The sequence below is a fragment of the Shewanella sp. 10N.286.51.B2 genome (genome assembly GCF_041469265.1).
Lineage (GTDB): Bacteria > Pseudomonadota > Gammaproteobacteria > Enterobacterales > Shewanellaceae > Shewanella.
This window is the reverse complement of the sequence record NZ_JBFRKH010000030.1, coordinates 1-24,712: the sequence shown is the minus strand read 5'-3', so window position 1 is coordinate 24,712 and position 24,712 is coordinate 1. Positions and strand designations below refer to the sequence as shown.

At 41.9% G+C, this 24,712-nt stretch carries 20 protein-coding genes and 3 tRNA genes; 15 read left to right on the top strand and 8 right to left on the bottom strand.

Annotated features, from left to right (window positions below; all coding sequences use genetic code 11):
- Positions 1-92: 92 nt before the first annotated feature.
- From AB4140_RS08600 to AB4140_RS08585, 4 genes are all read right to left on the bottom strand, one after another.
- Positions 93-695 (bottom strand): hypothetical protein, encoded by a 603-nt coding sequence (locus tag AB4140_RS08600; RefSeq protein ID WP_372000587.1) that lies wholly within the window; start codon positions 693-695, stop codon positions 93-95.
- A 561-nt stretch (positions 696-1,256) separates the two neighbouring features.
- On the bottom strand, positions 1,257-2,834 hold the full coding sequence (locus tag AB4140_RS08595) for a general secretion pathway protein GspF (RefSeq protein ID WP_303458925.1): 1,578 nt from the start codon (positions 2,832-2,834) through the stop codon (positions 1,257-1,259).
- Positions 2,835-2,935: 101 nt separating this feature from the next.
- Positions 2,936-5,380, bottom strand: coding sequence for a LamG domain-containing protein (locus tag AB4140_RS08590; protein WP_372000585.1), 2,445 nt, complete (start codon positions 5,378-5,380; stop codon positions 2,936-2,938).
- Between the two features lie 2 nt (positions 5,381-5,382).
- Positions 5,383-6,669 carry a hypothetical protein gene (locus AB4140_RS08585; protein WP_102477103.1) on the bottom strand — a complete coding sequence of 429 codons (1,287 nt, stop codon included), beginning with the start codon at positions 6,667-6,669 and terminating at the stop codon, positions 5,383-5,385.
- Between the two features lie 255 nt (positions 6,670-6,924).
- Between AB4140_RS08585 and AB4140_RS08580 the strand changes: the two genes are divergently transcribed.
- From AB4140_RS08580 to AB4140_RS08510, 15 genes are all read left to right on the top strand, one after another.
- Entirely contained in the window at positions 6,925-9,687 is a 2,763-nt protein-coding gene (locus tag AB4140_RS08580; protein ID WP_372000582.1) for a hypothetical protein, read from the top strand.
- A gap of 146 nt (positions 9,688-9,833) precedes the next feature.
- On the top strand, positions 9,834-10,595 hold the full coding sequence (locus AB4140_RS08575) for an SH3 domain-containing protein (RefSeq protein ID WP_303445578.1): 762 nt from the start codon (positions 9,834-9,836) through the stop codon (positions 10,593-10,595).
- Between the two features lie 65 nt (positions 10,596-10,660).
- Positions 10,661-11,317: an outer membrane beta-barrel domain-containing protein gene (locus tag AB4140_RS08570; protein WP_241901126.1), complete on the top strand. Its 657-nt coding sequence runs from the start codon at positions 10,661-10,663 to the stop codon at positions 11,315-11,317.
- A gap of 76 nt (positions 11,318-11,393) precedes the next feature.
- Positions 11,394-11,897 carry a TlpA disulfide reductase family protein gene (locus tag AB4140_RS08565; protein WP_102528065.1) on the top strand — a complete coding sequence of 168 codons (504 nt, stop codon included), beginning with the start codon at positions 11,394-11,396 and terminating at the stop codon, positions 11,895-11,897.
- Positions 11,898-11,901: 4 nt separating this feature from the next.
- Positions 11,902-12,150, top strand: coding sequence for a DUF4266 domain-containing protein (locus tag AB4140_RS08560; protein ID WP_368389875.1), 249 nt, complete (start codon positions 11,902-11,904; stop codon positions 12,148-12,150).
- On the top strand, positions 12,095-13,291 hold the full coding sequence (locus tag AB4140_RS08555) for a DUF3570 domain-containing protein (protein ID WP_241901125.1): 1,197 nt from the start codon (positions 12,095-12,097) through the stop codon (positions 13,289-13,291). Before AB4140_RS08560 ends, AB4140_RS08555 begins: the two co-directional genes overlap by 56 nt.
- 47 nt (positions 13,292-13,338) lie before the next feature.
- A complete protein-coding gene (locus AB4140_RS08550; RefSeq protein WP_198590498.1) occupies positions 13,339-13,998 on the top strand; it encodes an AraC family transcriptional regulator in 660 nt (219 codons plus the stop codon).
- Positions 13,999-14,003: 5 nt separating this feature from the next.
- Positions 14,004-16,205, top strand: coding sequence for a CDC27 family protein (locus AB4140_RS08545; RefSeq protein WP_372000579.1), 2,202 nt, complete (start codon positions 14,004-14,006; stop codon positions 16,203-16,205).
- Positions 16,205-19,462: a tetratricopeptide repeat protein gene (locus tag AB4140_RS08540; RefSeq protein ID WP_303458936.1), complete on the top strand. Its 3,258-nt coding sequence runs from the start codon at positions 16,205-16,207 to the stop codon at positions 19,460-19,462. The genes AB4140_RS08545 and AB4140_RS08540 overlap by 1 nt, the downstream gene beginning before the upstream one ends.
- Positions 19,437-20,318, top strand: coding sequence for a tetratricopeptide repeat protein (locus AB4140_RS08535; protein ID WP_372000577.1), 882 nt, complete (start codon positions 19,437-19,439; stop codon positions 20,316-20,318). The genes AB4140_RS08540 and AB4140_RS08535 overlap by 26 nt, the downstream gene beginning before the upstream one ends.
- 1 nt (position 20,319) lies before the next feature.
- Positions 20,320-20,658, top strand: coding sequence for a hypothetical protein (locus tag AB4140_RS08530; RefSeq protein WP_102477096.1), 339 nt, complete (start codon positions 20,320-20,322; stop codon positions 20,656-20,658).
- Between the two features lie 123 nt (positions 20,659-20,781).
- Positions 20,782-21,435 (top strand): MotA/TolQ/ExbB proton channel family protein, encoded by a 654-nt coding sequence (locus tag AB4140_RS08525; protein ID WP_102438963.1) that lies wholly within the window; start codon positions 20,782-20,784, stop codon positions 21,433-21,435.
- Positions 21,436-21,440: 5 nt separating this feature from the next.
- Positions 21,441-21,989, top strand: coding sequence for a biopolymer transporter ExbD (locus tag AB4140_RS08520; RefSeq protein ID WP_372000575.1), 549 nt, complete (start codon positions 21,441-21,443; stop codon positions 21,987-21,989).
- On the top strand, positions 21,986-22,516 hold the full coding sequence (locus AB4140_RS08515) for a biopolymer transporter ExbD (protein WP_102438967.1): 531 nt from the start codon (positions 21,986-21,988) through the stop codon (positions 22,514-22,516). Before AB4140_RS08520 ends, AB4140_RS08515 begins: the two co-directional genes overlap by 4 nt.
- A gap of 1 nt (position 22,517) precedes the next feature.
- Complete coding sequence (locus AB4140_RS08510) at positions 22,518-23,513, top strand: AgmX/PglI C-terminal domain-containing protein (protein ID WP_102532057.1); 996 nt, start codon at positions 22,518-22,520, stop codon at positions 23,511-23,513.
- Positions 23,514-23,614: 101 nt separating this feature from the next.
- Here the strand turns inward: AB4140_RS08510 and AB4140_RS08505 are convergent, their stop codons facing one another.
- The 4 genes from AB4140_RS08505 to AB4140_RS08490 form a co-directional block, all read right to left on the bottom strand.
- Positions 23,615-24,097 (bottom strand): GNAT family N-acetyltransferase, encoded by a 483-nt coding sequence (locus tag AB4140_RS08505; protein ID WP_102477092.1) that lies wholly within the window; start codon positions 24,095-24,097, stop codon positions 23,615-23,617.
- Positions 24,098-24,289: 192 nt separating this feature from the next.
- Positions 24,290-24,364 (bottom strand) — tRNA-Gln (locus AB4140_RS08500).
- Positions 24,365-24,420: 56 nt separating this feature from the next.
- A tRNA-Leu gene (locus AB4140_RS08495) sits at positions 24,421-24,505 on the bottom strand.
- Positions 24,506-24,611: 106 nt separating this feature from the next.
- Positions 24,612-24,688: transfer RNA gene (locus AB4140_RS08490), tRNA-Met, on the bottom strand.
- Positions 24,689-24,712: the final 24 nt, after the last annotated feature.

Sequence of the window (24,712 nt, the reverse complement as noted above, 5' to 3'; positions counted from 1 at the left end):
CAAAATTAGTTACAGCCTCCTTATTTTCTCTCACCCAACATATTTTCAGCACCTACTTATTTTATTTTCTTATTCAAAAAATATCAGTCAGGTTATTTGCGACTTAATAGATCTTTTGTTACAACGAGAACCGTCGACTGCACCATTACACCATTATTTTCATGAGAGACAACCACATAATCATCAAGCTCATTTAGCAAAACAACTTTCAAAGGTTTTTCAGAATAAGGGAATTTTAGATATACATATTTACGTAATTTCTTATCAGAATAATCTTTATGATTACCAAATAAATCAAAAGAAGCTGAGTTAATTAATTTTTCAAGAGCAAATTGGGAGTAGTTAATCAGATTGGACGCATTATCCGATGACCAGCTATTCTCACCTGATATAGGGAGTGATTTGCCATTAAAAAAATAATAATCTTTAGTCGATTGAATATCCGATATTGGATCAATAATTCTAACTGTAAGTCTAAATTCAATTTGAGCTAAATTATCAGAATCTAAGATAAGCTTAGCTGATGGTAACAGAATTAAATTTGGTGACACTGTATCATTTACAATCTTAAGTTCTCTATCAAAAACCTGATTTTGGATAATATCTGTTAATACTTCATCAAACTTTACACTCAATGTTTCATTTTCATTGTCAAATGAAACTGAATTACTTAATTGATCGACTAAGATTCCCAATATACCAAAATGGTTTGATAAATTACTTCTACCAGAAAGAAATACTTGGCTATCAGCTACTAAATAATCACCAGCGGGTATTTCCGTGGTTGTAGATATAGTAGCCGAAGAAGATTGGATTTTTACAGAGCCAGAATATTCAGGGACAATAATAGGCTCATAATGTGTCGCACAGCCAGAAATTCAAAGAAAACAAATAAAGGCAAAAAACCTTTTTATAAACGTATAAATAATATTCATAATAACCTAATATTTGTATTGTGCGCATGCACATTTAATAAACCAAATACTTAAACTTTACTAAAGCAAAGCTATTGATTAGTAAGCACTCTATCAGAGTCCTGTTGGATAAACGAGTATCTATATTTGGAACTGATCAATTGTGATGAAGGTCTATATCATTGCTTCATCTACAAAGTTCTTTTGGATTAAGATTTTAAACCTAGAAAATACCGAATTAGTTGGCAGTTAAACAACCATCACAATGATTAAAAAACAAAAAAGCTCAGAGAATACCTCTGAGCTTTTAAATTTAACCAGCAAAATAAACCGATATTTTAATCAAACTATCGGTTGAAACGCTGTTAGCGAATCTAACATCGCACTGTTGCCCAAACCTTGTCTTGGTGCCACCATATTGAACTGGCCTTGTTCACCATGCAGTGCCATGTAGTTAAGCAACACCGTATCCACCAGCAAGTTCACGTTATTTGCCGATGGGGCTGATGCGGTATCCACTGAGGCATCAGAGCGCATAAAGCCGATTTGTTGGTTTTGTGCCATTTGATCAGCACTTGCGCCCATCAATTGTGGCTTACCCGCTGGGTTATACACCAAGAAGAAAGATGCACCTGTAGATGAGTTATCTCCCGTCCATTCGCCCTTGCCTCGTCCTTCCATTGAGTCATCGATGCGGCCATTACTGGCAACCGAGCCATCACTGAATACATACATCATCAAAGGTTGATTGCGACGAGCGGCATATTCCAAACATGCGCCCATACAACGCCCTGCGCGTAAATCTCGTAACTCACCGGTACCACGCTCACCAGTGTGATAGTCAAAACCACCCATAGTGACAGTGCCAGCACCAGAGAATCCATTAACGACCAGTTTCATAATAGAAGCGGTTTTTTGGAACTCTGATTCTGAATCAAATTCATTAATGGTAAAAATACCGCTTGGGCCCACAATGTCAGGATCTAACACAGGGTTAAGTGTCGAAGGATCACCAAAACGATCGGCTAAATCAGCACTTTTCACATAACCACAATTGACTAAGTCTTTAATCACATCATCACGAGTTACTTTAGTGTTCACCGAAGCCATTTTCTGGGCGCTAATGCGCTGGATGCTTTCCATTACGGTTACGGCATCGCGCTGAGATAACAAGTTAAACAAATCACCCACATCCACAAGCCCAGTCACATCAGACGGTCGATCGATTTTAGTTGGTCGCATGCTCAAATCGACAAAATTAGCCGCTGCCATTGAGTTGCCACCAGAGTCAGTGCTGCGCGAGCCAATGAGTGGCATCAGCGAGCCGTTAGCACCAGCCGCCGCAATAGCATACATAGGATTATGTGGGTTATTACCTGTATCGTTATCAGAACGACAAGGGATCACCGCACCATTAATCCGTGATGCGGTATCGGCTGAAACCTTTTCCAATATGCCACGTAAAAACGCTGAATCAGAGTGGAACGCGAGCCCTAAATCAGTGTTAATAAAATCAGACATACCAACATCAGGGTTTGCAATCGATGGTGCCATATCACCAGGTAAACCCAGCTTGTTATAGCCAGCTGTCGATAAGAAATCTTGCTGACCACCTGCGCCACCAACCAGCACATTTGAGCCAGCAATATTGGCGCCGCCCGCTAAATCGAAACTAATAAACGGAATTTTACCCGCCCCTTGTACGCTAATACCGCATGAGTCTCGCAGTGCTTCTAGGTCAGAAGACAACGCAGCATTGGCTTGGTTTGGGTTAGCAAACATGCTCATTAATGATAAACCCGCGACCGCTTGGCCACCTTTTGCCAGGCCCGTTGAGATAAACTCACGCCGAGTCATGGGTTTACGATGATCGGAAAACAATAAAGGACTGTCAGGGTGAAGATGAGTACGTTTAGTCATGTTGAAGTCCTTTTAAACTCTTTTTTGCCGCCGCTTGATTGTCGATATTCAATATTGGAAACGTGGTGATCTGTGTGGGTATTTTTATCATCATTACGCTCCTATTGAATCAACATCACAGCACTTGCCAACACTGCTGCACATGAGGCTTTAGCAATAGTTTGGGTTCGCTCTGCATTACAGTTTGTGCCACACACAGACAAATTACTGACTAGTGAATCCAGCTCGTTATAAACCAAGTTAGCATCAGGCTGACTCGATAAATTCAGCGGCATAAGTTGACCAATTAACGGGTTGAGCAAGTTAGGTCTTTCTGCGCTGCTTAATGCCACGTTTGGCTCTTGCGTGAAGTCAATATCAGGGAACCAAGCGCTGCGTAAGCTATCGTCATCAATGGCGACATCGCAATAGGCAATTGCCAGTTGCGTCACCCCCATTTGCTGTGCAGAAATAAAGGTATCGATATTTTCGACACTCGGCAGTTGGCTTTTTACTAGCCCATAGGTATCAAACACTTTGGTTGTTTGCTGAGGTACACCAGTTAACTCACTCATTGAGTGGTTAATTTCAGCAAAGTTTCTTAAGCCTATTTGCGCGGTTTCGGTATTTGCTGGTAACTCATCAGGTGTGATTATCACGCCAGGCACAACCACATTTTCATGTTCACCGATTTGCTCAAAAGTGAGGAAAAACTCATCCTGACTGGCACCTTTTTCGAGACCAATAATAGTGCCTAATGCAGACAGCGACATAGGTTCAGCTAACGCCTGACCGCTTTCAATGGCTAAATCGACGTTGGAATAAGCTTGTCCTTGGGCACTTTCTTTACCATTAATCCCGATACGAACTGAACGCATATCAAATGCTTCAGCCACTGGCGTACCATCGATATTCACCAATGAAGCGCCAGTAAATAAATAGCTGTAATTATCAAATTGGCTGACTTCAAACATCACATAGGTATTGGGTAAATCAATTAAATGACTTACCGAGAACAGCAAGAAGAATTTCTCACCTACACCAACATCATAGTTCTGGCTGATTTGTTCTTGCTCTAGTACGCGGTTATAAATCGCCAACAAACGAATATCACCCTGCCAGACATGTTGGTTTGAAGCCTCTCGTCCTAAAATCAACGCAAAGCTGTCATCCCAAGATGCCAACGGCGCAATATCTTCATCAGCCACTTCAATTAAGTTGCCATTGACGTAAATTTTTCGCCCTTCTGTAGCGTTATAAGTTAATACCACATGCTGCAGTGTCGCTTGCAACACTTCATCGGCATTTGGCGTACTTAAGGCTGGTTCGCCATTGGTGCTTGAAGCTTCAGTGCGCAGCATAAAGTCATAGTTATATTGGCTCTGGCCTAATGTGAAGTTACGTGCATCATCACCTGCTGAATAAGTGACGATTCTTGCAGGCCCTTCTTGGGTGACATTATTTGGTGTTACCCAAGCTTCAACTGAAAACTCACCAGTAGAGGTGATTAAATCATGGAGTTTCTTACTGTTGGCGGTACTGGCCTGCGCTTTACCATTAGTAAAAGATAAGCCCCAACTGCCGAGCCATTCAACATCACCCGTCAGCGATAAATTCGCTTCTGGCGCGATACCAGAGGTATCGTATGCAGTAGAACCCTCGCCAGTTTTGAACTGGTATAAGGCAATGACATCCGTTTCAAATCGACCACCACTTGAAGCGGTAATACCATCCGTTAACCGTAGTGATTTAGACACCACCATTTCTGGTGAAATTTCATCGACAGCAATTGCATCACTCATCGCTGTCACTGCAGCAAGCATTTCATTGCTATTTTCTTGGCAATTTGTCCAACAGTTATGAAACTCACTGCCTAAACGAACCACTAATCTAGACTGAGATGGCTCATCGATGTTGATGACATTTTTAGCCGACTCGTAAGCTTGAGTTATATCGTTACTTGCAAAGAAAGGTGACTGAGCAAAAGTCGCTCCTTCGTTATGACAATCAACGCAGTACTGACTAACAATGGGGTAAACATGTTGGCTAAATAGCGCACTGTCATCTGGGAAACTTTTGCTTGAACCTGGCTCTCGAATGACTGGCGCAGTTAACTCAATTGTATTGGCGCTACTGACCCGTTCATCTGACCACAATTTGATCCACGAAGTCATGGTTTCACCACAGGCACTATCGCTGTCTAGCCAACAATTATGGCCACCAGCCACTTTTTCAACTAAGCGAGATGAAGCTGGATCAGTTAAATCAACCAGCGGATTAGTCGCAGCATACGCGTCGTTAACGTCTTCTCGACTGGCAAAATATGGCGCTTGATTACCTTCAGTATGACAGGCTCCACAGCGATTTTGAGTTGAGATATTGTCCCACAATGAGACTTTATATTTTTGAATGTCTTCAGTGGCAGGTGCAGGACCTGTATACACGCCAGAGTCTGGTTCTTGCTGTTGAGGCGGATTACTTTCTACGTCACCGCCGCCACATGCAGTGAGGGTTAAACATAAACTCAGCACCGAGAGGCTAGATAAGGTTTTTTGAGATAATTTCACCGTTACTCTCCCATGCAGTAGTTGCCAACTTCAGCGAATACACGCTTAAGTTGATATGAGTTTTGTTGAAAAGACTCAGTGGTCGCCGCAATTTGGTTAATATCCTCATTGGACTCTGCATCTCGTAAGCACACGGTTTTAAATACTTTCTTTACTTGGCATTGAGCGAAAGCTTGGCTATTAGCAAACTCCTCACCTAATGACTTAGCACCAAAGCCTTTACCTTCAAGGGTTTCATCCCAGCCAAGCTTTTGGTTAACCCCCTCACGCCAATAGTTATGCCATTCATCATCTTCAGTGACATAACCGTAAGGGAAACTGGTCGAGTTAATATGGTATTTACCTTGCACCCTGGTGCCTGTATCGGGATCAACTTGGCCACTTTGGTTGTAAGCAATAGCCCCATTATCACCAACCGGATCGGCTTCAAGGTTAAAATCATATTGATAAAATGCAAACGCTTGAGCTAATGGATCCATGCCACTGTGGCAACCTAAACAGTTATTGATAAATAAGCGACTATCGCCACCAGGGCTGCGGCTAACATCTTGGCGGATTCTATCGGGTGAACGGGTATTATCTTTTAGGGGCTCTAAATCAGTGCACAAATGATTCATTAAGGTAAAACGCACCATGGCTCTGTTTGTACCTAAATAAAAGAATGCTTTGGCAGCCGCTCTACTGGTTAGAACGCCTGCTGTAGCATCACTTGGCAAACCATTTAAGCTAGACTGACTGGTTCGCTCCAAGCCATCTTTTAAATCAATAAACTGATCTTCTAATGATTGGTAATGTTGGTTATTACTGGTGCTATAGGCTGGTAAATTAAGGCTGTTCTTCCCCACATACACCATATCGGCTTGCAGTACCTGCCTGAAATCAACGTCATCTCGTACCGCACCAATTACAGTTGCACTGTAATCATTTAGTGGTGCAAAACTGTCTTGATCGATATTAGTCCAGGGGGTGGCGAACAATTTTAAAGTCGTGGAATAAAAAGCTGGGGTTTCCATTGCTAAATAAGCCGCTTCTATCGGTTTACTATCGTCGAGTAATTGCGCTATATCATTGAGGGTTTGTTCAGATGCGGGAACACCGGCGATACGATCATGTAATTGCTTTGCTTGCTCTAACGTCCCAGCATGAGACAAAGGAGCAAAAACAATTATTGAACCTAGTGTTAATTTATGCAAAAAGGCTCGGGTTTTATTCAGTCTTAATTGCGTTCTTAGCACATTGAATTTATTTGAAAATCGTTGACTTTTCACCGTACAAAGTTGCCTCTTCATACTGTCTCCTTGTCGTTATTTCAGCCAACAAACGCCTTAAGCAGCAGAGTTATAAAAACGCAGACAATGATAAGTATTTCGGGAATCATAAAGCTTGTTGTTTTTATTTTTGTTAACTTTATTTTTTACTTGGCAAAATAATTTTTATTAAAAAGTATTGAAACACTGAGACTAGGCGGCAATAATGTCAAGAGTTATTACGTTTTAACCATGTAACGATAACAATAATAACAATTATATATATAAGGGTAATAAATGAAGCCATTTTTCGGCTTAAAGGGATTAGGCCGTAAAACTTTTGACAATAAAGTTTTAGGCTATAAAGCTTTTAGTTATCAAGCATTAATGGCGTTTCTTCTTGTTAGCGGTTGTAACACGGATACCGCGCTTAAGGATGAACAGCCTGATCCTGTTTTAGTTGAATACCCTGTGGTTTACATTCAGCGCGATCTCATTACCCAGCCCAGTGATGACAACCCAGAATCCGCTAGTTTTCAAAGTAGAAACCCAAGCCAATTTAATCCTGGCGCACAATTATTTGTAAAACGAAATGCGTTTACTGACTCACCCGTTACCAATATCACCGCCGAACTTTTTGCCGATTTAATCACCGAAGATCCTGACACTATCCAACGCATAGATATTCGTGATTTATCAGTCTCTGATGATGGTCAACAATTTTTAGTCTCTATTCGCGCGCCAGAAATTGCTGATGCCGACGAAGATGAACAACCAAGTTGGAATATATGGCGTTACCAATTATCTGACCAATCACTGACCCGATTAATAGACAGTGATACGACTGCCGAACAAGGTGATGACTTGATGGCATCCTTTCTCCCTGATGGACGGATTATATTTGCCTCAACCCGCCAGCGCTTATCACGAGCCATTTTACTCGATGAAGGTAAACCGCAATACACCGCTCTCGATGAAAGCCGCGATAACGAAACGTTCAACATCCATTTAATGAACGATGATGGTAGCGGTATTGAGCAACTAACCTTCAATCTTAGTCATGATTTCTACCCACTGGTATTGCAAGATGGACAAATCCTCTATAGCCGTTGGGATGACATGGGTAGCGACCATGGTATTAACCTCTACAAAATGAATCCAGATGGCACTGAGAATGAATTAATGTTCGGCTGGCATTCTCATCAAATGACTCTCGATGAGCAAGATGAACAAATTGAGTTTGTTAAACCGCAGCAATTACCAAATGGCAATATACTAATGCTGCTGTCATCACAGGATGAAATGAGTTATCAAAAAAGGCCTGTGACAATCAATATCGATGAGTATATTGATAACCAGCAAGCCACTGCGGTATCGGGCGAAACCGACAACACAACTAACAATGCCATAAGCGATTTACCGCTCAGTTTTGATTTTAAATTTAACTTCGCAGACGCGCTATCTCCTTCTGGGCGCTTAACTCATTTATATCCATTACCTGATAACAGCCAACGTTATTTATTGAGTTGGGATCTTTGTCGGGTTGTTGTTGAAGAACAAATCCGTGCATGTGGTCAATTAACTGATGAACAGTTACTGGATCAAACCTTAACACTTGCCGATCCCTTATATGAGCTTTGGCTACTTAACGATGCCGACGGTACTCAGCAGTTAGTCGCCAATAGCGAAGAAGGTAAAGTGATTACTGAAGCGTTAGTGATGCAGCCTTCATCGCAACCTAAAGCCTTTATCGCCGATCAAGTGGTTGGTAATGAACTTGATCCACAGTTGCACCAAGAACTCGCTGCGGCAATTCACATTCGCAGCGTATATGATTTTGATGGTCAAGACAGCAGCAGTAATCAAGGCGGTATTAGTCGATTACGCGATCCTTCATTAACCCCCGCCAGTGAATTACCAGCGCGCTTTTTAAAAGTCGTCCGCGGCGTACCTATGCCACCTGATGAAGTTCGAGATATTGCCAATACCGATTTTGGCCGCAGCCGAAATCAATTAATGCGCGAAGTTATTGGCTACACCCCAATTCAGCCAGACGGCTCAGTGAAAATTAAAGTCCCTGCAAATGTGCCATTGGCCATCAGTGTCTTAGATAGCAACGGCCAACGCATTGGTGGTCGCCACAGCCAATGGATAAGTTTACAAGCCGGTGAAACCCTGCAATGTATGGGTTGTCACACGGCTAACAGCCAATTACCTCATGGCCGTTATGATGCCCAAGCAGACAGCATTAACACAGGGGCGATTGGTGGCTCTGCATACCCTAATGCCAGCAGCAATATTATTCCAATACAAGGTCAAACCATGGCGCAGGCCGATGCCATGGTCAATGGCATTGCAGAGCTATCGGCGAGCCTACGTTACGATGATATTTGGACTAATCCAGCTATCTCAGCGCCAAACCCGAGTATGAATCTGAGTTATGAAAACTTAACAACCCCTGCACCAAATGGCAGTGAATGTTTTAATAATTGGACCCCATATTGCCGCATTCAAATCAACTATGAAGAACATATTCAGCCCCTTTGGGATTTACCTCGTTTAGCCATAGACGAAGACACCTTAGAGGTCCTTGCGGATAACACTTGCACCGTGTGCCATAGCAATGTCGATGATAATAACCTTGCCCAGGTGCCAGCTGGTCAGCTTGAATTGATTGCAGCTCCATCAATAGATCAAATCGCTCACCTAACGAGTTATCGTGAGTTATTTTTTAATGATGTCGAACAAGAAGAAGTGGATGGGATCGTTATCGACAAACTAGTCGAAGTGCTAGATGCCGATGGTAACGTGGTTTATCAACTGGATGCCGATGGTGAATTGATACTCGATGCCGAAGGTAATCCAATTCCTGTATTAACCACAGTGAATGTACCAGCAATTATCTCGACTAATGGTGCCAGAGCCAGTAGCAGGTTTTTTAATACCATGAATGATGAAACCCATCAAAATATGCTGACAGCCGACGAACTTAAATTATTAAGCGAATGGATAGATATTGGGGCTCAGTATTACAACACCCCTTTTTACGCTCAAGATTAGTCGAAAAGACTTTTGATAACAGCCGCCATAATAAGAGCAACCTTGGTAAGAGACGGCTTGATAAGAAAAACCTTGATAACAACAAAGTTAAAAGCCAAATAAAAACAACAATAAACAAGGACTGATGATGTTACAAAAAGGAAACTATGTTTAATTTCGCCTGCCCATTCAAATTCATGTTGGCAGGTACATTACTCTGTTTAACGTTATTGAACTCCAACCTTGCTCACGCTGAATCCTCGGCGGCGCAGTTAACCATTGATGTTCCCTTTGTTGAGCTTCATTCAGGCCCAAGTGCAGGCTATCCCGTCGTACATGTTGTTGAGCAACATGAACAGGTCAGTGTACTACTCAAACGAACATCTTGGCTCAAAGTCCGTGATAAGCGTGGCATTGAAGGTTGGTTTCATGAAGATGACTTACGCGGACTCAGCCAACATGGTGAAGCGGTTAACCAGCATGTCATTGGCACTGAAGCCTTTATGCAAAGAGACTGGGAATCGGGCGTAATGTATGGCGACCTTGAAGGCGCTAACTTTTATAACGTGCACTTAGGCTATGTTTTCACCCCTGTTTTTAGTGCTGAAATATCTGCAGGTAAAGCCTTAGGTAGCATTTCTGATAGTGACTTATTTGAAGCCATGCTTAACAGCCATCCTTTTCCTGAATTTACCTTGGTCCCTTACATTGGCATAGGTGGCGGCATTATCAACACTAAGCCTCACAGTGTTATCGCGGATTCTGAATCACGTCAAAGCACCTTAATGAGTGCAGCGGCTGGGGTTAAATACCATCTCGCACGTAACTTTATCTTACGCGCCGAATATAAACTCTCGTTGGCCTTAACCGACAGAGATGAAAATGAACAACTTCAATCTTGGAAAGTCGGCTTTAGCGTCTTTTTCTAATGGGCATGGGAATAATGAAGGCAATGATGAAAACAGCGATAACAACAAAAATAAGCATTAATACCATGGTAAAAAACGCAATTAAATCTTGTTTAACCCTAAGTATCGTCACTTTAGGCATGGGCTATAGCGCCATTGCACTTTCAGCTGAAGCTAGCCAATCAAATACCGTCGGAGTTAAAGCCGATGTTGAGCGCCGCGAAGTACTCGATGATGTATTGGATACCGAAAATTTCGAGGTCGGTATTCAAGGTGGCTTGATGTCAATTGAGGACTTTGAAAATAGCCCTTGGATTAGTGCACATCTGGGGTATCACATCAGTGAACACTTTTATGTCAAAGGCAGATATGCAGTCGCTGAAGGCGGATATACCAGTTTTGAGAAGCTTGCTAATACCGCGCCTTTACTGACAGATGAAGAGCGCGAAATGACCTACTACGGCCTCAATATTGGTTATAACCTTCTGCCTGGTGAAATATTTTTCAGTGAAGATTTAGTCTTTAACAGTGTGTTCTCCATTGAAGTCGGTGGTGGTAACACTGAGTTTGCCGGTGATGAACAATTTACGGTGAACTTAACCGCTAACTACCGTGTTTTTCTCAATGACTGGGTTGCATGGGATCTGGCGATGAGTGACTACATCTTTGACACTCAAATAACAGGCTCATCAAAAACGACGCACAATTTAACCTTTTCTACCGGTATTGCTGTTTATTTTTAATCTATAGCCGTTGGTCACAACCTAGCTCGAAAAAGAGTTAAACAAAAATTAAATAGTAAGAAAAAAAGGATTATCAATGATGTTATTTAAGCGTGGGTTCATTGCCCTGTTTACCCTATTTACTTTAAGTGTATCGATTCAAGCCAATGCGTTATCAGAAGGCGATATGGCACCAGATTTCACCTTAAAAAACATGCAAGGTGAGAACCTTAAACTCTCTGAGCAGCGCGGCAATATCATCCTGATTAACTTCTGGGCATCTTGGTGTGGACCTTGTAGAAAAGAGATGCCAGTACTGCAAAAGCTTGAAGACAAATATCGAGATTTAGGCGTTGCCGTTTGGGGCGTCAATGTTGAGCAAGAAAACCAAGCAGGTAAAGACTTTCTAGCCGATCTTAATTTAAGTTTTGACATCTTTTTTGACGAAACAAACAGCCTATCTGAGACCTACGATGTAAAAGCCATGCCAACGACTGTGATTGTCGATCGCGACGGCAAAGTGCGATATGTGTTCTTAGGTTATCAAGACGGTTACGAGAAAAAATACGCCGCTGCGATTAAAAAGCTGATCAGAGAGTAACCCTATGATGAATCCAATCAAAAAAATGCTCATGCTCATAACGGCCCTGTCGTCACTATTCATAATATCGGGCTGCTCAAGTTTAGACATAGAACCTTGGGTAAAACCTTATGAACGCCAAAACCTTGCCGATCCTATTATGCGATTTGGTAGGCACCCCATTGCCAATATGCACGTAGCGCATGTATTGGAGGCCCGTGAGTCTGCTCGCGGAGCAGAAGGAACTGGAGGCGGTGGCTGTGGTTGTAACTAAGATGCTCAAGTGCTTATTAAAGACAGCCACACTGACAGGATTAATTCTCTGCTCGCCACTCAGCCTAGCAGCAGTGCTAGAGCCTGATCGCGCTGATGTGCTTTATCACAGCTATGAAGGCGGCGGGATGAAAATTGACGGTCCTTCGGTATTGCTTCGAAAAAAGACCTCAGAATCATTGGCGTTTACTGGCTACTACTACCTCGATAGCATTTCTTCGGCCTCTGTAGATGTGCTCAGTACAGCAAGTCCATATAGCGAAAAGCGCCATGAAGGCCAAATTGGGGTCGAATACCTCAACGATAAGACCTTAATGACCTTTAATGCCCGCCAGAGTGATGAAGACGATTACCTCGCACAATCCTTTAGTGTTAATGTATCTCAAGATACCTTTGGCGATTTAACCAATTTAAGTCTTGGTGTGTCATATGGTGATAATGAAATACGCCGCAATGGCGATGACCAATTTGAAGAACAAAGCCAGCAGTACCGTATTCGCGCAGGCATAAGTCAAATTTTAACTCGCAACTTAACCGCGCAACTTAACTTTGAAGCCATTGCTGACGAAGGTTACCTCAATAACCCATACCGTACGGTACGCTACATAGATACAACTAACCCATCCGGTGTTGGCTATCAGTCAGAAATCTATCCAGAGACTCGTAACTCGTTTTCAACCAAATTATCGGCAAGCTACTTTCTGCCCTATCGCGCGGCGTTATTTTTTCATTATCGCTACTTCAACGACAGCTGGGAAATTGATGCTAATGATGTCGAACTCGGATACCGCCACCCTATTGGTGACTTCTTAGAACTTGAATTTAAAGTGCGTTACTACCAGCAAACTCAAGCTGAATTTTATAGTGACTTATTCCCTTATCAAGATGCACAAAACTACCTAGCCCGCGATAAAGAGTTAAGTGACTTTAATGACTTAACCTTAGGCCTAGGTGTCACTTATTTAATGCCTGAAAGCTTATCTTTTGGAGATACTCGCTCAGAAGCCAGTATTCAATGGGACTACATCACCTTCGACTACAACAACTTTAGAGATCCCACTGCTGATGGTGGCGTAGGTAACGAACCGTTTTACAATTTTTCCGCTAACGTCATCCGCGCTTTTTATAGCGTTTACTTTTAATCATTTTGCGTAATGTTAGCGATTTAGCCCATTTTCAAGGTAGAAATATGAACAACACAGATCAAGGTACTGGACAAGGTACAGCGCAGGGTAACACTGTTAAGTCATCTACAAATTTTAAAATATGGCTCACTTTGGGGCTATTTATAACCGTGTTCTGGAGCGCGATGCAGCCAAGTGCCGCGTTAGCCAATACTAATAGTGACGCGAGTGCTAATGCAATGACTAATGGTAATGGTAATGGTAGCGCTGATAGTCAGAGTCAGGTAGCAAGCGATCTTGAAAACATCAAAAGCCAAGTCATTAAATTAAATCGTGATTTATTCATTCTTGAAGAAGACTTATTGTTCCCCGCAAGCACTCAAATAGCTGTATTTGTGTCAGTGGATATTGGACGTTTTTTTACCCTAGACAGTGTCGAGCTAAAAATTAATCAGCAAAATGTAGCCGGTTTTTTATATACCCAACGCCAACGTCGTGCACTGGAAAAAGGCGGCATTCAAAAAGTCTATATGGGAAATTTGAAAATGGGACAGCATCAGCTTACCGCTATTTTTACCGGTGTTGATGCAGAAGGTCGCACCGTACAAAGAGCAGTGACTCATCAATTTGAAAAGACAGATGAAACCGTGATGGTGGAATTGAAACTTGAAGATAATGAATCCAGTTATCGTGCAGATGTGAAAGTTGAAGAGTGGGTTTTATAACGGTTATGCCAGTTAATATGAACCAAGCTTTCCGTGACTTTAGCCGCTATGCAGTAGCAACGCCTCAGCTAAAAGCGATATTACTGCTTATCGTTAGCGGCTGTTTTTCAACTGCAGCTATCAGTGCTGATATGCCCACTGATGTCTCAACTGATGAACTAAATAAGCAACCAACTGAAGTTGCTAATGCAACGACTGCAACTAATTTAACCCTTGCTCAGCAAGCTAACCTGCGCAATAAACTTTATCGCCAAGCCTTATACTTTTATTTTGAAGGTGATTACAACGCCGCATTAAGCCAAGTTAGCCTAAACAGACAGCGCTTTGATGCTGATACCGCAAAAAGCCATTTGTTTGAAGCTGGCTTACAGGTATCCATCGGTTTACATCATCAAGCTACAGAGACGTTGGCCACGTTCGAGCAAGCATTAATTCAACAACAAGCAGACGATAAGTTGGCAGGTATTGAGCCACCAACCGAAGATAAACAAGGCAATAAAACTGCCACCTCTGCTGATGAGTTAAAGCTTATCGCGCTACTACAGTTGTCAGAACAACAAATAGAGCAAGGTAAACACAGTGCTGCCCAGCAAACCCTCGCTAATATCACTCAACTGCCTGCTTCATATGCTGAGCAATATCAGATCCTACATCAATTGGCATATTGGCCTGCATCTGTGACTCCTTCAGCGAAAATACTTGATGAGTCAGCCGCGGGATCAAACCAAGCAGATACTGAATTAACTGCAAAGTCAGCATTATCTGCTTACGTCATGCTTAACCAAGCACTGCAATTGATGCAAGCAAAGGATTATCAACGCGCAGAAACACTGCTGGTACGCATTAAAAACATAAACGTAGCAGCAACTGAAACGAATTTCTGGCAAAGCTTATTTACCGAAAAGAGTCCACAACAACGAGCTCAAGTTTCTAGTAAAAATGTTAATAAAGAAATCACTGACATAAGCATAATGACAGCTGATGAATTAAAGGCAGACAAACAAATCCAGCAGCAAGCCATTAATGATTATGCTCAATTATTGTTAGCCCAACTGTATGTTAAACAAGGTCTATACCAAGCAGCATTCGATCAATTACAAGATTTTCCTGAGCACAGTCCTTACACTGAGTCTGCACTATTTCTATTTGCCTTCTCAGCTCAGCAGATCAAGCGATATGACACTTCACTGGCATTGCTTGATTTATTAAAACGTGACTATCAATACTCCCAGCTCGGTTGGCAATCAGCATTACTCATTTCTGCTCAAATCAAACAGCAAAACACACTTTCTGAGAGCCTATATAGCTATCAACAAGCCGAGCAACTCTATGTTGAACAATTAGCTGACTTAGCACGCTTTCATACCGATATTAAGCAAACAGAATTAACGCCATTATTGTTCAACAGTAATGTAAACGCTCAAACGGGAGCTAATGGTCAATGGCTGCAAAAAGCCTTAGAAAATCCAGAGCTGAAACACGATATCGATACCTTATCTGAGTTATCACTGTTAACGAGCAATATTGACCGTCAGCAGCAAAAAAATGCCTGGATAAAAGAGAGCTTAACACTCAATAAACAGCGTCAAGCTCGCATCATCGAACAGCAAAGCCAAACCCAGTATCCTGAATTGATTCAGCAGTTAACCAATCAAAAGCAGCTGTTAGCACAAATGATTACTGAGGCTGAGGCACAAGAAAACGCAGATATTTTTGCCAATGACGCAGAGCAAGCATGGCTTAAACGCGTCAATGAAAGTGAAAACGTTATCAAGGCTATTCGTGGTCAGCGCAGCACTGAAGAGTATCAACAAAGACTAAACCGCGTTAAAGCAGTCCTTAACTGGGAGTTGCAACAGCAATTTCCTCAAAGGTTATGGCAACATAAAAAATTACTTAAACAAGTCGACCAACAACTCGTACTGGTAAGTCTGCAGCAACAACGCTTTGCTCAGTTAGCCAATTCTCAGCAACAAACCACTGCGTTTGAGCAGCGCCAAGCTCAAGCAGAAACGAGACTGGTTACAACAATTCAAAATATCGCAGCACTTGAATCCTCAACCAAAGCTCAAATTCAACAAAAAATCTCAGCCTTTGTTTCTGAGCAACAAATTCAGCTTGAACAGTTATTACTGGCCTCTCGCCATGAAATGGCGGCTGTATTAGAGCAAATGTCCCAACCTGTTATAAATGGGGAGAAATTATAATGACCCCATCAAAACCAACGCTATCTCTACTCGTTAGCTGCATGATCATTGCTGGCGTCAGCGGTTGTAAAAGCACCCTAGATACTCAAGCTAATAACAATCCCAAAAGAGCGACATTAACTGATTTAGCCAAACAACAACCCCAAGTTTCATTGGACTCACTTGCTCTGACAAAAGCGCAGCGAAGCCAAAAACTTGCGCAAATTTATCAGCAATTACTGACATTAGAACCCAACCCAGAAGTCAGAACACACGTTGAATATCGTCTGGTTCAAATTAAGACTGAAAATCTTGAAGAGCAAATGTTTGGTGAGCTTGAAACCACAGTTCTTGATGAAGATACAGGGGTTAACCCGTTAGCTGCAGAGCAAAAAGCTTTGCAACAATTCAAGCAAAACGATCAACAGCTAGTAAAATTAATCGCTGAGTATCAAACACTATTACAGCGCTACCCTAATCGCGCTGATAACGAGCATCTGCAGTATCAACTGGCAAAAGCGCTAGATTTGCAAGGCCAGCTAGATGAAAGCTTAATCGAGATGGAATCGTTATTATCCCGCTACCCTAACACTCAATATTTAGCGGAGCTTAACTTTAGGCGCGGCGAAATCTATTACAACTTGCAAGATTACCCTGCTGCGATAAGCGCTTATAAACAGGTTCAATCAGCTGATAACAATGATAAATATTTACTCAACAGCATTTATATGTCTGGCTGGTCACTGTTTAAACTGAATCGCTTACCTGAGGCTGATAGTACCTTTTTAGCCGTGTTCGATACGATTTTAGCTAACCATAAACCAAAGCAAAATGAGTTAACCGCAACGGATTTCAGTTTTGCCAGTTTGAGCAGTCGCGAGCAAAACCTAGCAATTGATGCGCAGCGAGTTTTAAGTATTTCACTCAGTCAGCAGCAACAATCCGTATCCTTAGTTGCACTGGTGACATCAAAACAAGACACGCGTTACTTACCTATTTATCAACATGTTCTATTTGATAACTTAGCAAAATTCTTACTGAAACAAGAGCTGCAACATGATGCAGAGCTGGCCTATCAAGCCTATATCGATTTGGCACAAGATAACATTTGGTCTGCTCGTTACTCATTGGCTTTACTTGAGCTTTATCAGCGCCAAGGTAAATTTGCTTCAATGCATAAACTCAAAAATGATTATATTAACCAGTACGGGTTAAATAGCACTTTTTGGAGTCAAGCAAGTGCAAAGCATCAACAAGAGTTACTGCCTCATTTACTGGCATTTAGTGATGAGCATAGCCGCAGAGTTTACGCCAACGCGCAAAATCAGCCTGCAGGCATTGGCCGAGTAAGCGCTTTTAAAGCGGCTGCAAATGCATTAAGTACTTACTTACAACTCGCAAAATTGCCACAGGCAAGCAGCTTACTCAGCAAAGATATTCACACTGATGAATACCTGTTTGCTGATGCTAATTTTGAAGCCAAGCAATTTAGACAAGCACTTAACAGTTATAAAACTATCGCTTATGGTGAAATCAGTTCTATTGATGATTCGGTTCAAGCAGACCAGCCAAACCAACAAGCTGATCACTTAAGCCAACCAAATAAGCAGCTAAACCAAGAGCAGATAGCCCTCAAAAAGCAGGCTGCTTATGCAACCACAATCACAATTCGAGAAATCCTAACGCCGCTGCAAAATCAAGCTAATGCAAATTTGGATAGCACTCAGGTCGTTGTCCAAGAGAGGGTCGCCTTAGATAAACAGTTTATCGCCAACTATCCAGATGATAAACGCGCTCTAGAGCTTGCAACTCACGGCGCCCAATATTCATTTGCATCGAAAAACTACCTGGATTTAGCCCAGTTCAGCGAATTTGTATTAGTGACTCACGGTGTCATTAATCAACCCTCTGAGAAAAGTGCAGAACAAATAGCGGTAGTAGCGCGACAAACACCTGATGAATTAGCCAGTGTACAAAAACCTCAGGCTTATATCGCCCTAGATAAATCAAGTGTTATCAATCCAGTAGAGCACGGTAAACAGCTGCCTAAAACTCAATTAAAACAAGTACAACTTGTGACTCAGTTATATGCTCACGGGTTATATCAGCAAAGCCAATATGCCCTTGCTGAGCAATCTTATAATCTGGCGTTAAAATATTTAAGTGTCAGTCAAACACCGACAGCGCAGCAAGCGACATCACGAGTTGAAATGCGCGATTTATTAGCATCAAGCATTTACTTCCAAGCACAGGCTAACAAGAACGACAATCCGCAACTTGCTGTTGTCGATTTATTGCGGATTAGCAAAGCTGTGCCTGAATCAAAATATGCAGTCAGTGGCGAGTTTGAAGCGGCGAATATCTTGCTTTCGCAACAGCAATGGCAACAAGCTATTACGGTATTGGTGCCATTTCAAAAGCGTTACCCTAAACATCAATTCAGTGCATCAATCCCAGCAAAACTTGCTCAGTCATATGAAGCATTAGAACAATGGGAATTGGCTGCTGAGCAACTGTTGATTATTGTTGCCAATGAACCCAAAGGAGCGCTAAAGCGTGAGGCGCAATATACTGCTGCGGAGTACTACCTCAAAGCAGGCGAAACCGAAAAAGCCCGCTTAACCTATCGAACATACGCTAAAGATTACCCTGAGCCTTTTGATGTAGCACAAGAAGTACGCCTTAAAATGAGCGAGTTTTATCAAGTTTCTAACGAGCCCAACAAGGAATATTACTGGTATCGCCAGATATTAACCTTCCACGCCAAGCAGCAAGCTAAAGCGAATACCTTTGCTGGGCGAGAAATTGAAATTGCCTCTATTGCAGCTTCTGAATTAGCCCAAGCACACCAGCAAACATTTATCGCGATTAAGCTAACCGCGCCATTAAATAAAACCTTGAAGCGTAAACAAGACGCGATGAAACAAGCTATTGGTTATTACCAGCAAGTGTTGGACTTTCAACGAGCACAATATGTGCCGCAAGCAACCTTTAACTTAGCTGAAATGTATCGCCAGTTAGCGGCTGATGTTATGGACTCTGAGCGCCCTAGTGACCTAGATGAATTAGCGCTGGAAGAGTACGAAATATTGCTTGAAGAGCTCGCCTATCCATTTGAGGAAAAGGCTATTGAAATTCATATCAGTAACACTGAGCGAGCTTGGCAAAATATCTATGACCAATGGATTGGCAAAAGTTTCACAACCTTAACTGAACTGTCACCTGCGTTATATAACAAACAGGAGGTGACACATGATGTCGTTGAATCAATTCACTAAACCTTTAAGTAAGAGAGTAAACAGTCGGGTGAATAATAAAGTGAATAACACACTTTCCTCAGCTCATGTCACCATCAAGTTATTAATGGGTTTCAGCCTAATGATCTTGTCTGCATGCTCAACGATGACTAATGGTCAAGCGAGTGAAAACGCCGAAGCTAACGGTATTGATGCCCTAGATAGCAGTATGGTGGATATGGTTAACACAGATGATGGCAATGCTAGCTCTGTGGCAAATGGCTCTGTAGGGAACAGCTCGAACAAGCAAACGGCAAGTAATGGCGCTTTAAATGACATAACAGCCAACAATTACAACTTATATGCTGAGCAAGCACAGCAACGTTTAGCCAATGTACCCAGTACGGTGTTAACTCAGTATCAAGATGCGCTTGCTCTGATGAAACAACAGCAATTTGATCAAGCTGATGTATTATTCGATCAAGTACTCTTGGCGCAGCCAACCCTATCAGGTGCATTAGTAAACAAAGCCTTAATCGCCATTAATAAAAGTGACTTTAGTCAGGCTGAATCTTTGTTAAATCAAGCCATTGCCGTTAACCATAAAAACCCTTACGCCTTTCAGTTGAAGGCCCTTGTAGCAAGAAAGCAAGGTCAATTTGAACAGGCAGAAAAAGATTATTTAACCGCATTATCTATTTGGCCTAATTATCCAGAAGCACAAGTTAACCTGGCTATTTTGCTCGAGCTATACCGAGGAAAACTATTAGATTCGAGACGTTATTATCAATCCTATTTATTGCTAAAACCTGATGATGTTCAAGCCCAGCGATGGTTGGCTGGCGTTGAAATAAAAATTCAGCGCGCTGGGCTCAATTTGCAAGAAGGAGAAGGATAAGATGGTTAGTTCATTAACCCCGATGACAACATACCGTGTAAACGCAGCGGTTATTGCTGTTATGACACTCTTGCTGCTATCAGTCATTAGCATTGGCCAGCTTAATGCCGCTGAAACCGTCAGCACAGCAAACAAACCCGTATTAATTGAAAGTAAAGTGACCGGCACGCAAGAGCAACCCAAAGTGCTTTACATCATGCCTTGGCAAGGAATTACCAACCCTGTAGCAATACAAGATAACAATATGCAAATCATCTTGCCGCAATTCAAACCGATTAACCCTAAAAAGTTCCAACAAGAGGTACGTGATTTCAGTGTGAATACTTCATCAAAACAATAAAGGGTGTATTCACCAAGATAAAAGTTTAACCCAAAGCAGTAACAAAAAAGCAGTAACAAAAAATAACTACATTTAGGACGAGTCAAAAACAACTTCGTTCGACTCTATAAAAAGGAAAATATCATGAGTTTTACCGACCATATTATTGCATTTTTACAAAATGGTGGCCCGTTCATATACCCTATCGCCCTAGTATTAGTCGTCGGTTTGGCCATCACTATCGAACGCTGGTTATATCTCAGTTCAGCTCATCGCACTAACCAAAAAGCATTCTCGTTAATCAAAGAAGCACTTAAAAGCGGTGATGTCGCGACAATCAGTCAACATGCGCAAAATAATAAAGCCCCTGTATTTGATGTATTGCAATCTGGTATCGTCAGAATTTCACAAGCTAATCGCCGTGAAGATGTGGAATACGCCATGGAAGAAACCATCATGGAGTACATGTTGAGACTTGAAAAGCGCACGCCATTTATTGCTACCTTAGCCAATATTGCTACGCTACTTGGTCTACTGGGTACCATTATGGGGCTGATTGCAGCGTTCTCTGCGGTAGCCAGTGCAGATCCAGCTGAAAAAGCTAACCTGCTGTCTTCCAGTATTTCTGTTGCAATGAACACCACTGCATTTGGTCTTATTACCGCTATTCCGCTAATTCTATTTCACTCAACACTGCAAACTAAAACTGCGACTATTGTTGATTCAATTGAAATGGCTGGCATTAAATTACTTAATTCACTGTCATTTTCTAAGCAAGCGGATTCGGACCGAGGCTAATAATTATGAGACGCCGTCGTCGCCCTAATACCGAAGATGCAGAACTCGATATCACTTCATTTATGAATTTGATGATCGTGCTCGTGCCTGTGTTATTACTGAGTTTGGTATTTTCACAAGTACGGATACTAAATCTGCAATTGCCTGTTATGTCAGAATCTCAACAAGCTGAAGATGATCAAGAACCTAAAGTATTGGAACTGGTCATTACTCAGCAAAGTCTTGAGCTCAACTACCCTGCGGGCATATTACTTAAACGTATTGAAACAACAGAACAAGGTTATGATTTCAAGGCTTTGTCTGTGTACTTACAAGACCTTAAACTGACTTTTCAACAACAAGAAATCGATAAAAATGACATAGTGCTTTTGCTTGAATCTAATATCGATTATCAGACCATTGTGACTGCAATGGATACCGTGCGTTCATACAAAGCAGTGGTTGCGGCTAATCTAGTCGATGCTGAACTGTTTCCGCTTATCTCATTAGGCGATGCACCTGAAGAATCACTTGCTGAAACACAAGTAAGTGAAACCACAGGAGGCAAATCATGAAGCAATCACCCAGAGCTAAACGACTTGCTAAGCACCATAAGCGCTTTAAATCAGGTGGCAAACTTAACTTAGTTGCCTTGATGGATATCTTTACGATTTTGGTATTCTTCTTGATTGTGAATCAATCTGAAGTACGCGTTCTACAAAATATCGAAAAGATAAAGTTACCTGTCTCTATTGCTGAAGAACTGCCAGTTGAAAACCTGGTTATCACAGTACTTAAAGATACAGTGCTTATCCAAGAGCGAGCTGTTTGGCAAAATAGTGCTGATAAGCCTAACTTCAGTGAACAAGAAAACCTTGAGTTTATTGAAGCGATGACTACTGAGCTTACATACCAAGCGAGTAAACGTACTGAGTTAACAGAGTCAGAAAAGGAAAAAGGCCGTGCCGTCACCATTATTGGCGATAGCAGCACACCTTATATGGCGTTAAAGCAAATTATGGCTGCTTGTGCTGAAACGGGATATAGAAATATGTCATTAGCCGTGGAACGCCAAGCCAGTAAAACGGCTGAGGAGAGTTAGCATGACAGCAGCAAGCTTATCCCATTCGTTTAATGGCAGTAGCCCAAATGGTAATAGCTTTAACGACATAGGTGATTTATTTAAGCCCAGTAAACAAGATAGGTTATTTAAACAGATCTTAGTGTTACTACTGGTCATTTACGCTGTGTTCGGCATCGGTGTGCCTTTACTTGAGCAAGTTGAAGTGCCAAGAGAAGTTAAAGAGCAATTACCACCGCAGTTAGCGAAAATAATGCTTAAAGAAAAACAACTTCCAGTGCCTGAAAAGCCAGAAGTTATTCCTGAACCTGAGCCAGAACTTGAAAAAGAACCGGAAAAGGTTGAAGAGAAGCCTATCGATAAACCTGTTGAAAAGCCAATAGTACAGCCGACAATGACCCGTGAGGCCGCAAAAGAAAAAGCACAAACTTCAGGGCTAGCAGCCATGAAAGATGAGCTTTTTTCAATGCGTGAAGCGTTTGATATCAAGCCGGCATCTCAAAGTGCCCTTGAACAAACGCAGGCGCAAGAAGTGAAAGTCAAACGTAAGATGTTAGCAGCTTCGGCCAATACCCAAAGTGAGAGTTTAACCACCTCTACCGTCAATCAAACCGTTGTGTCAGATGCTTTAAGCACTAAAAACACCCAACAAATTAGGTTGGCAGAAGAGGAGGTGTTAGCTACTCAAGGGGCAATTGCCGAGGAAGAGCAACTGGCTTCTGCGGGAAGCCAACGTTCAGAGGCTGCATTACGCCGCACACTTGAGGCGAACAAAGCACGTTTATATGCCTTGTATAATCGAGCTCTGCGTAAAGACCCTTTCCTCAAAGGTAAAGTCATGTTTGAGATTGAGATCCTGCCTAATGGCAGCATTAGTCGGGTTGATATTCAATCAAGCCAGCTTAACAATGCCAAATTAGAGCGCCAACTAAAGGTTGTGTTACGTTCAATCACCTTCCCAGCAGAAGATGTTGCAACAATGACAACCATTTGGGCGATCGACTTCTTACCCAGCTAGACAGAAGTAAGCGATAAATGATTAATTAATTTTTATCAGTTAACAATACGGCCAATTGGCCGTATTTTTTTATTTGCTTAAGGTTTAGAAAGTAAAACAGATTAAAGCACTTGCTTCATAATCTTAGCATCAGGGCCATAACTTGCGTTAGCCGCCTGCTCATGATCAATCTCAAAGCCCATTTTTTGCCAAAAAGGGACTGAGCCTTGTATTGCCACAAGTTGTATTTGTGAGTAATTGTATTGCTTAGCAATTAATTTTAACTGCTCAACCATTTGCTTACCGACTCCTGAGCCTTTTAATAGAGCAGATACCGCTAAATCATGTAGAAACAATTTATTACCCTCCTTTTTCTCAGAAAGTGTCTGATAGAGCTTAGGAGGCGTTTCATTAGCCCAAACATGAGCCAATAGATAAGCCATTACCTTTTGCTCTTCATTTTGATAGACAAAACAGCAGTGAGCAGAATGCTGCCATTTATCCCGAAGGACTTCGAGCGGCTCTGGTTCAATATCCACATACACTTGCGATTGGAGTTTATAGATTTCAGGCCACATTGACTCTGTAATTGGATTAATTGGCATTTCGGGCAGACTCTGAATGTAATAATTTAGAAAGTAATAATTTGGAACGTATGACTTATCCATCATACAAAAATAATCATATGCCTCAATCGATAAGTGATAATGGATAAATATAAGAAGATAAATCATAAATTTCAGGCAACAAAAAGCCCGTCATAAGACGGGCTTTTGCTTTAACCGTGAGGCTAAATTTGGCTGGGATACCAGGATTCGAACCTGGGGATGCCGAGATCAAAACCCGGTGCCTTACCACTTGGCGATATCCCAAAATTGGTTATGTATAACTTTTCATAAAGGAAGGTTTACATATTGAAAAAATTTGATGGTACGGGAAGAGAGACTTGAACTCTCACACCTTACGGCACCAGAACCTAAATCTGGCGTGTCTACCAATTCCACCACTCCCGCATCAAATCTTTCTCAGAATATACACTAATTATATATAGTGTAAACTCTGTTGTTGCTCTTTTCTAACTAAGTAGCATAGCGTTACCCACTAATCTACCTTTAAACATGGTAGCAATGGCGGGACTTGAACCTGCGACCCCAGCATTATGAATGCTGTGCTCTAACCAGCTGAGCTACATTGCCTAAGATGGCTGGGATACCAGGATT

What these genes read in the sequence shown, in the direction of transcription:
- AB4140_RS08540 (WP_303458936.1), top strand. Translation starts at nt 16,205, where the DNA reads ATGACCCCATCAAAACCAACGCTATCTCTACTCGTTAGCTGCATGATC.
- AB4140_RS08550 (WP_198590498.1), top strand. Translation starts at nt 13,339, where the DNA reads ATGAACAACACAGATCAAGGTACTGGACAAGGTACAGCGCAGGGTAAC.
- AB4140_RS08570 (WP_241901126.1), top strand. Translation starts at nt 10,661, where the DNA reads ATGGTAAAAAACGCAATTAAATCTTGTTTAACCCTAAGTATCGTCACT.
- AB4140_RS08535 (WP_372000577.1), top strand. Translation starts at nt 19,437, where the DNA reads ATGATGTCGTTGAATCAATTCACTAAACCTTTAAGTAAGAGAGTAAAC.
- AB4140_RS08525 (WP_102438963.1), top strand. Translation starts at nt 20,782, where the DNA reads ATGAGTTTTACCGACCATATTATTGCATTTTTACAAAATGGTGGCCCG.
- AB4140_RS08585 (WP_102477103.1), bottom strand. Translation starts at nt 6,669, where the DNA reads ATGAAGAGGCAACTTTGTACGGTGAAAAGTCAACGATTTTCAAATAAA.
- AB4140_RS08505 (WP_102477092.1), bottom strand. Translation starts at nt 24,097, where the DNA reads ATGCCAATTAATCCAATTACAGAGTCAATGTGGCCTGAAATCTATAAA.
- AB4140_RS08520 (WP_372000575.1), top strand. Translation starts at nt 21,441, where the DNA reads ATGAGACGCCGTCGTCGCCCTAATACCGAAGATGCAGAACTCGATATC.
- AB4140_RS08575 (WP_303445578.1), top strand. Translation starts at nt 9,834, where the DNA reads ATGTTTAATTTCGCCTGCCCATTCAAATTCATGTTGGCAGGTACATTA.
- AB4140_RS08530 (WP_102477096.1), top strand. Translation starts at nt 20,320, where the DNA reads ATGGTTAGTTCATTAACCCCGATGACAACATACCGTGTAAACGCAGCG.
- AB4140_RS08565 (WP_102528065.1), top strand. Translation starts at nt 11,394, where the DNA reads ATGATGTTATTTAAGCGTGGGTTCATTGCCCTGTTTACCCTATTTACT.
- AB4140_RS08545 (WP_372000579.1), top strand. Translation starts at nt 14,004, where the DNA reads ATGCCAGTTAATATGAACCAAGCTTTCCGTGACTTTAGCCGCTATGCA.
- AB4140_RS08595 (WP_303458925.1), bottom strand. Translation starts at nt 2,834, where the DNA reads ATGACTAAACGTACTCATCTTCACCCTGACAGTCCTTTATTGTTTTCC.
- AB4140_RS08510 (WP_102532057.1), top strand. Translation starts at nt 22,518, where the DNA reads ATGACAGCAGCAAGCTTATCCCATTCGTTTAATGGCAGTAGCCCAAAT.
- AB4140_RS08515 (WP_102438967.1), top strand. Translation starts at nt 21,986, where the DNA reads ATGAAGCAATCACCCAGAGCTAAACGACTTGCTAAGCACCATAAGCGC.
- AB4140_RS08560 (WP_368389875.1), top strand. Translation starts at nt 11,902, where the DNA reads ATGATGAATCCAATCAAAAAAATGCTCATGCTCATAACGGCCCTGTCG.
- AB4140_RS08580 (WP_372000582.1), top strand. Translation starts at nt 6,925, where the DNA reads ATGAAGCCATTTTTCGGCTTAAAGGGATTAGGCCGTAAAACTTTTGAC.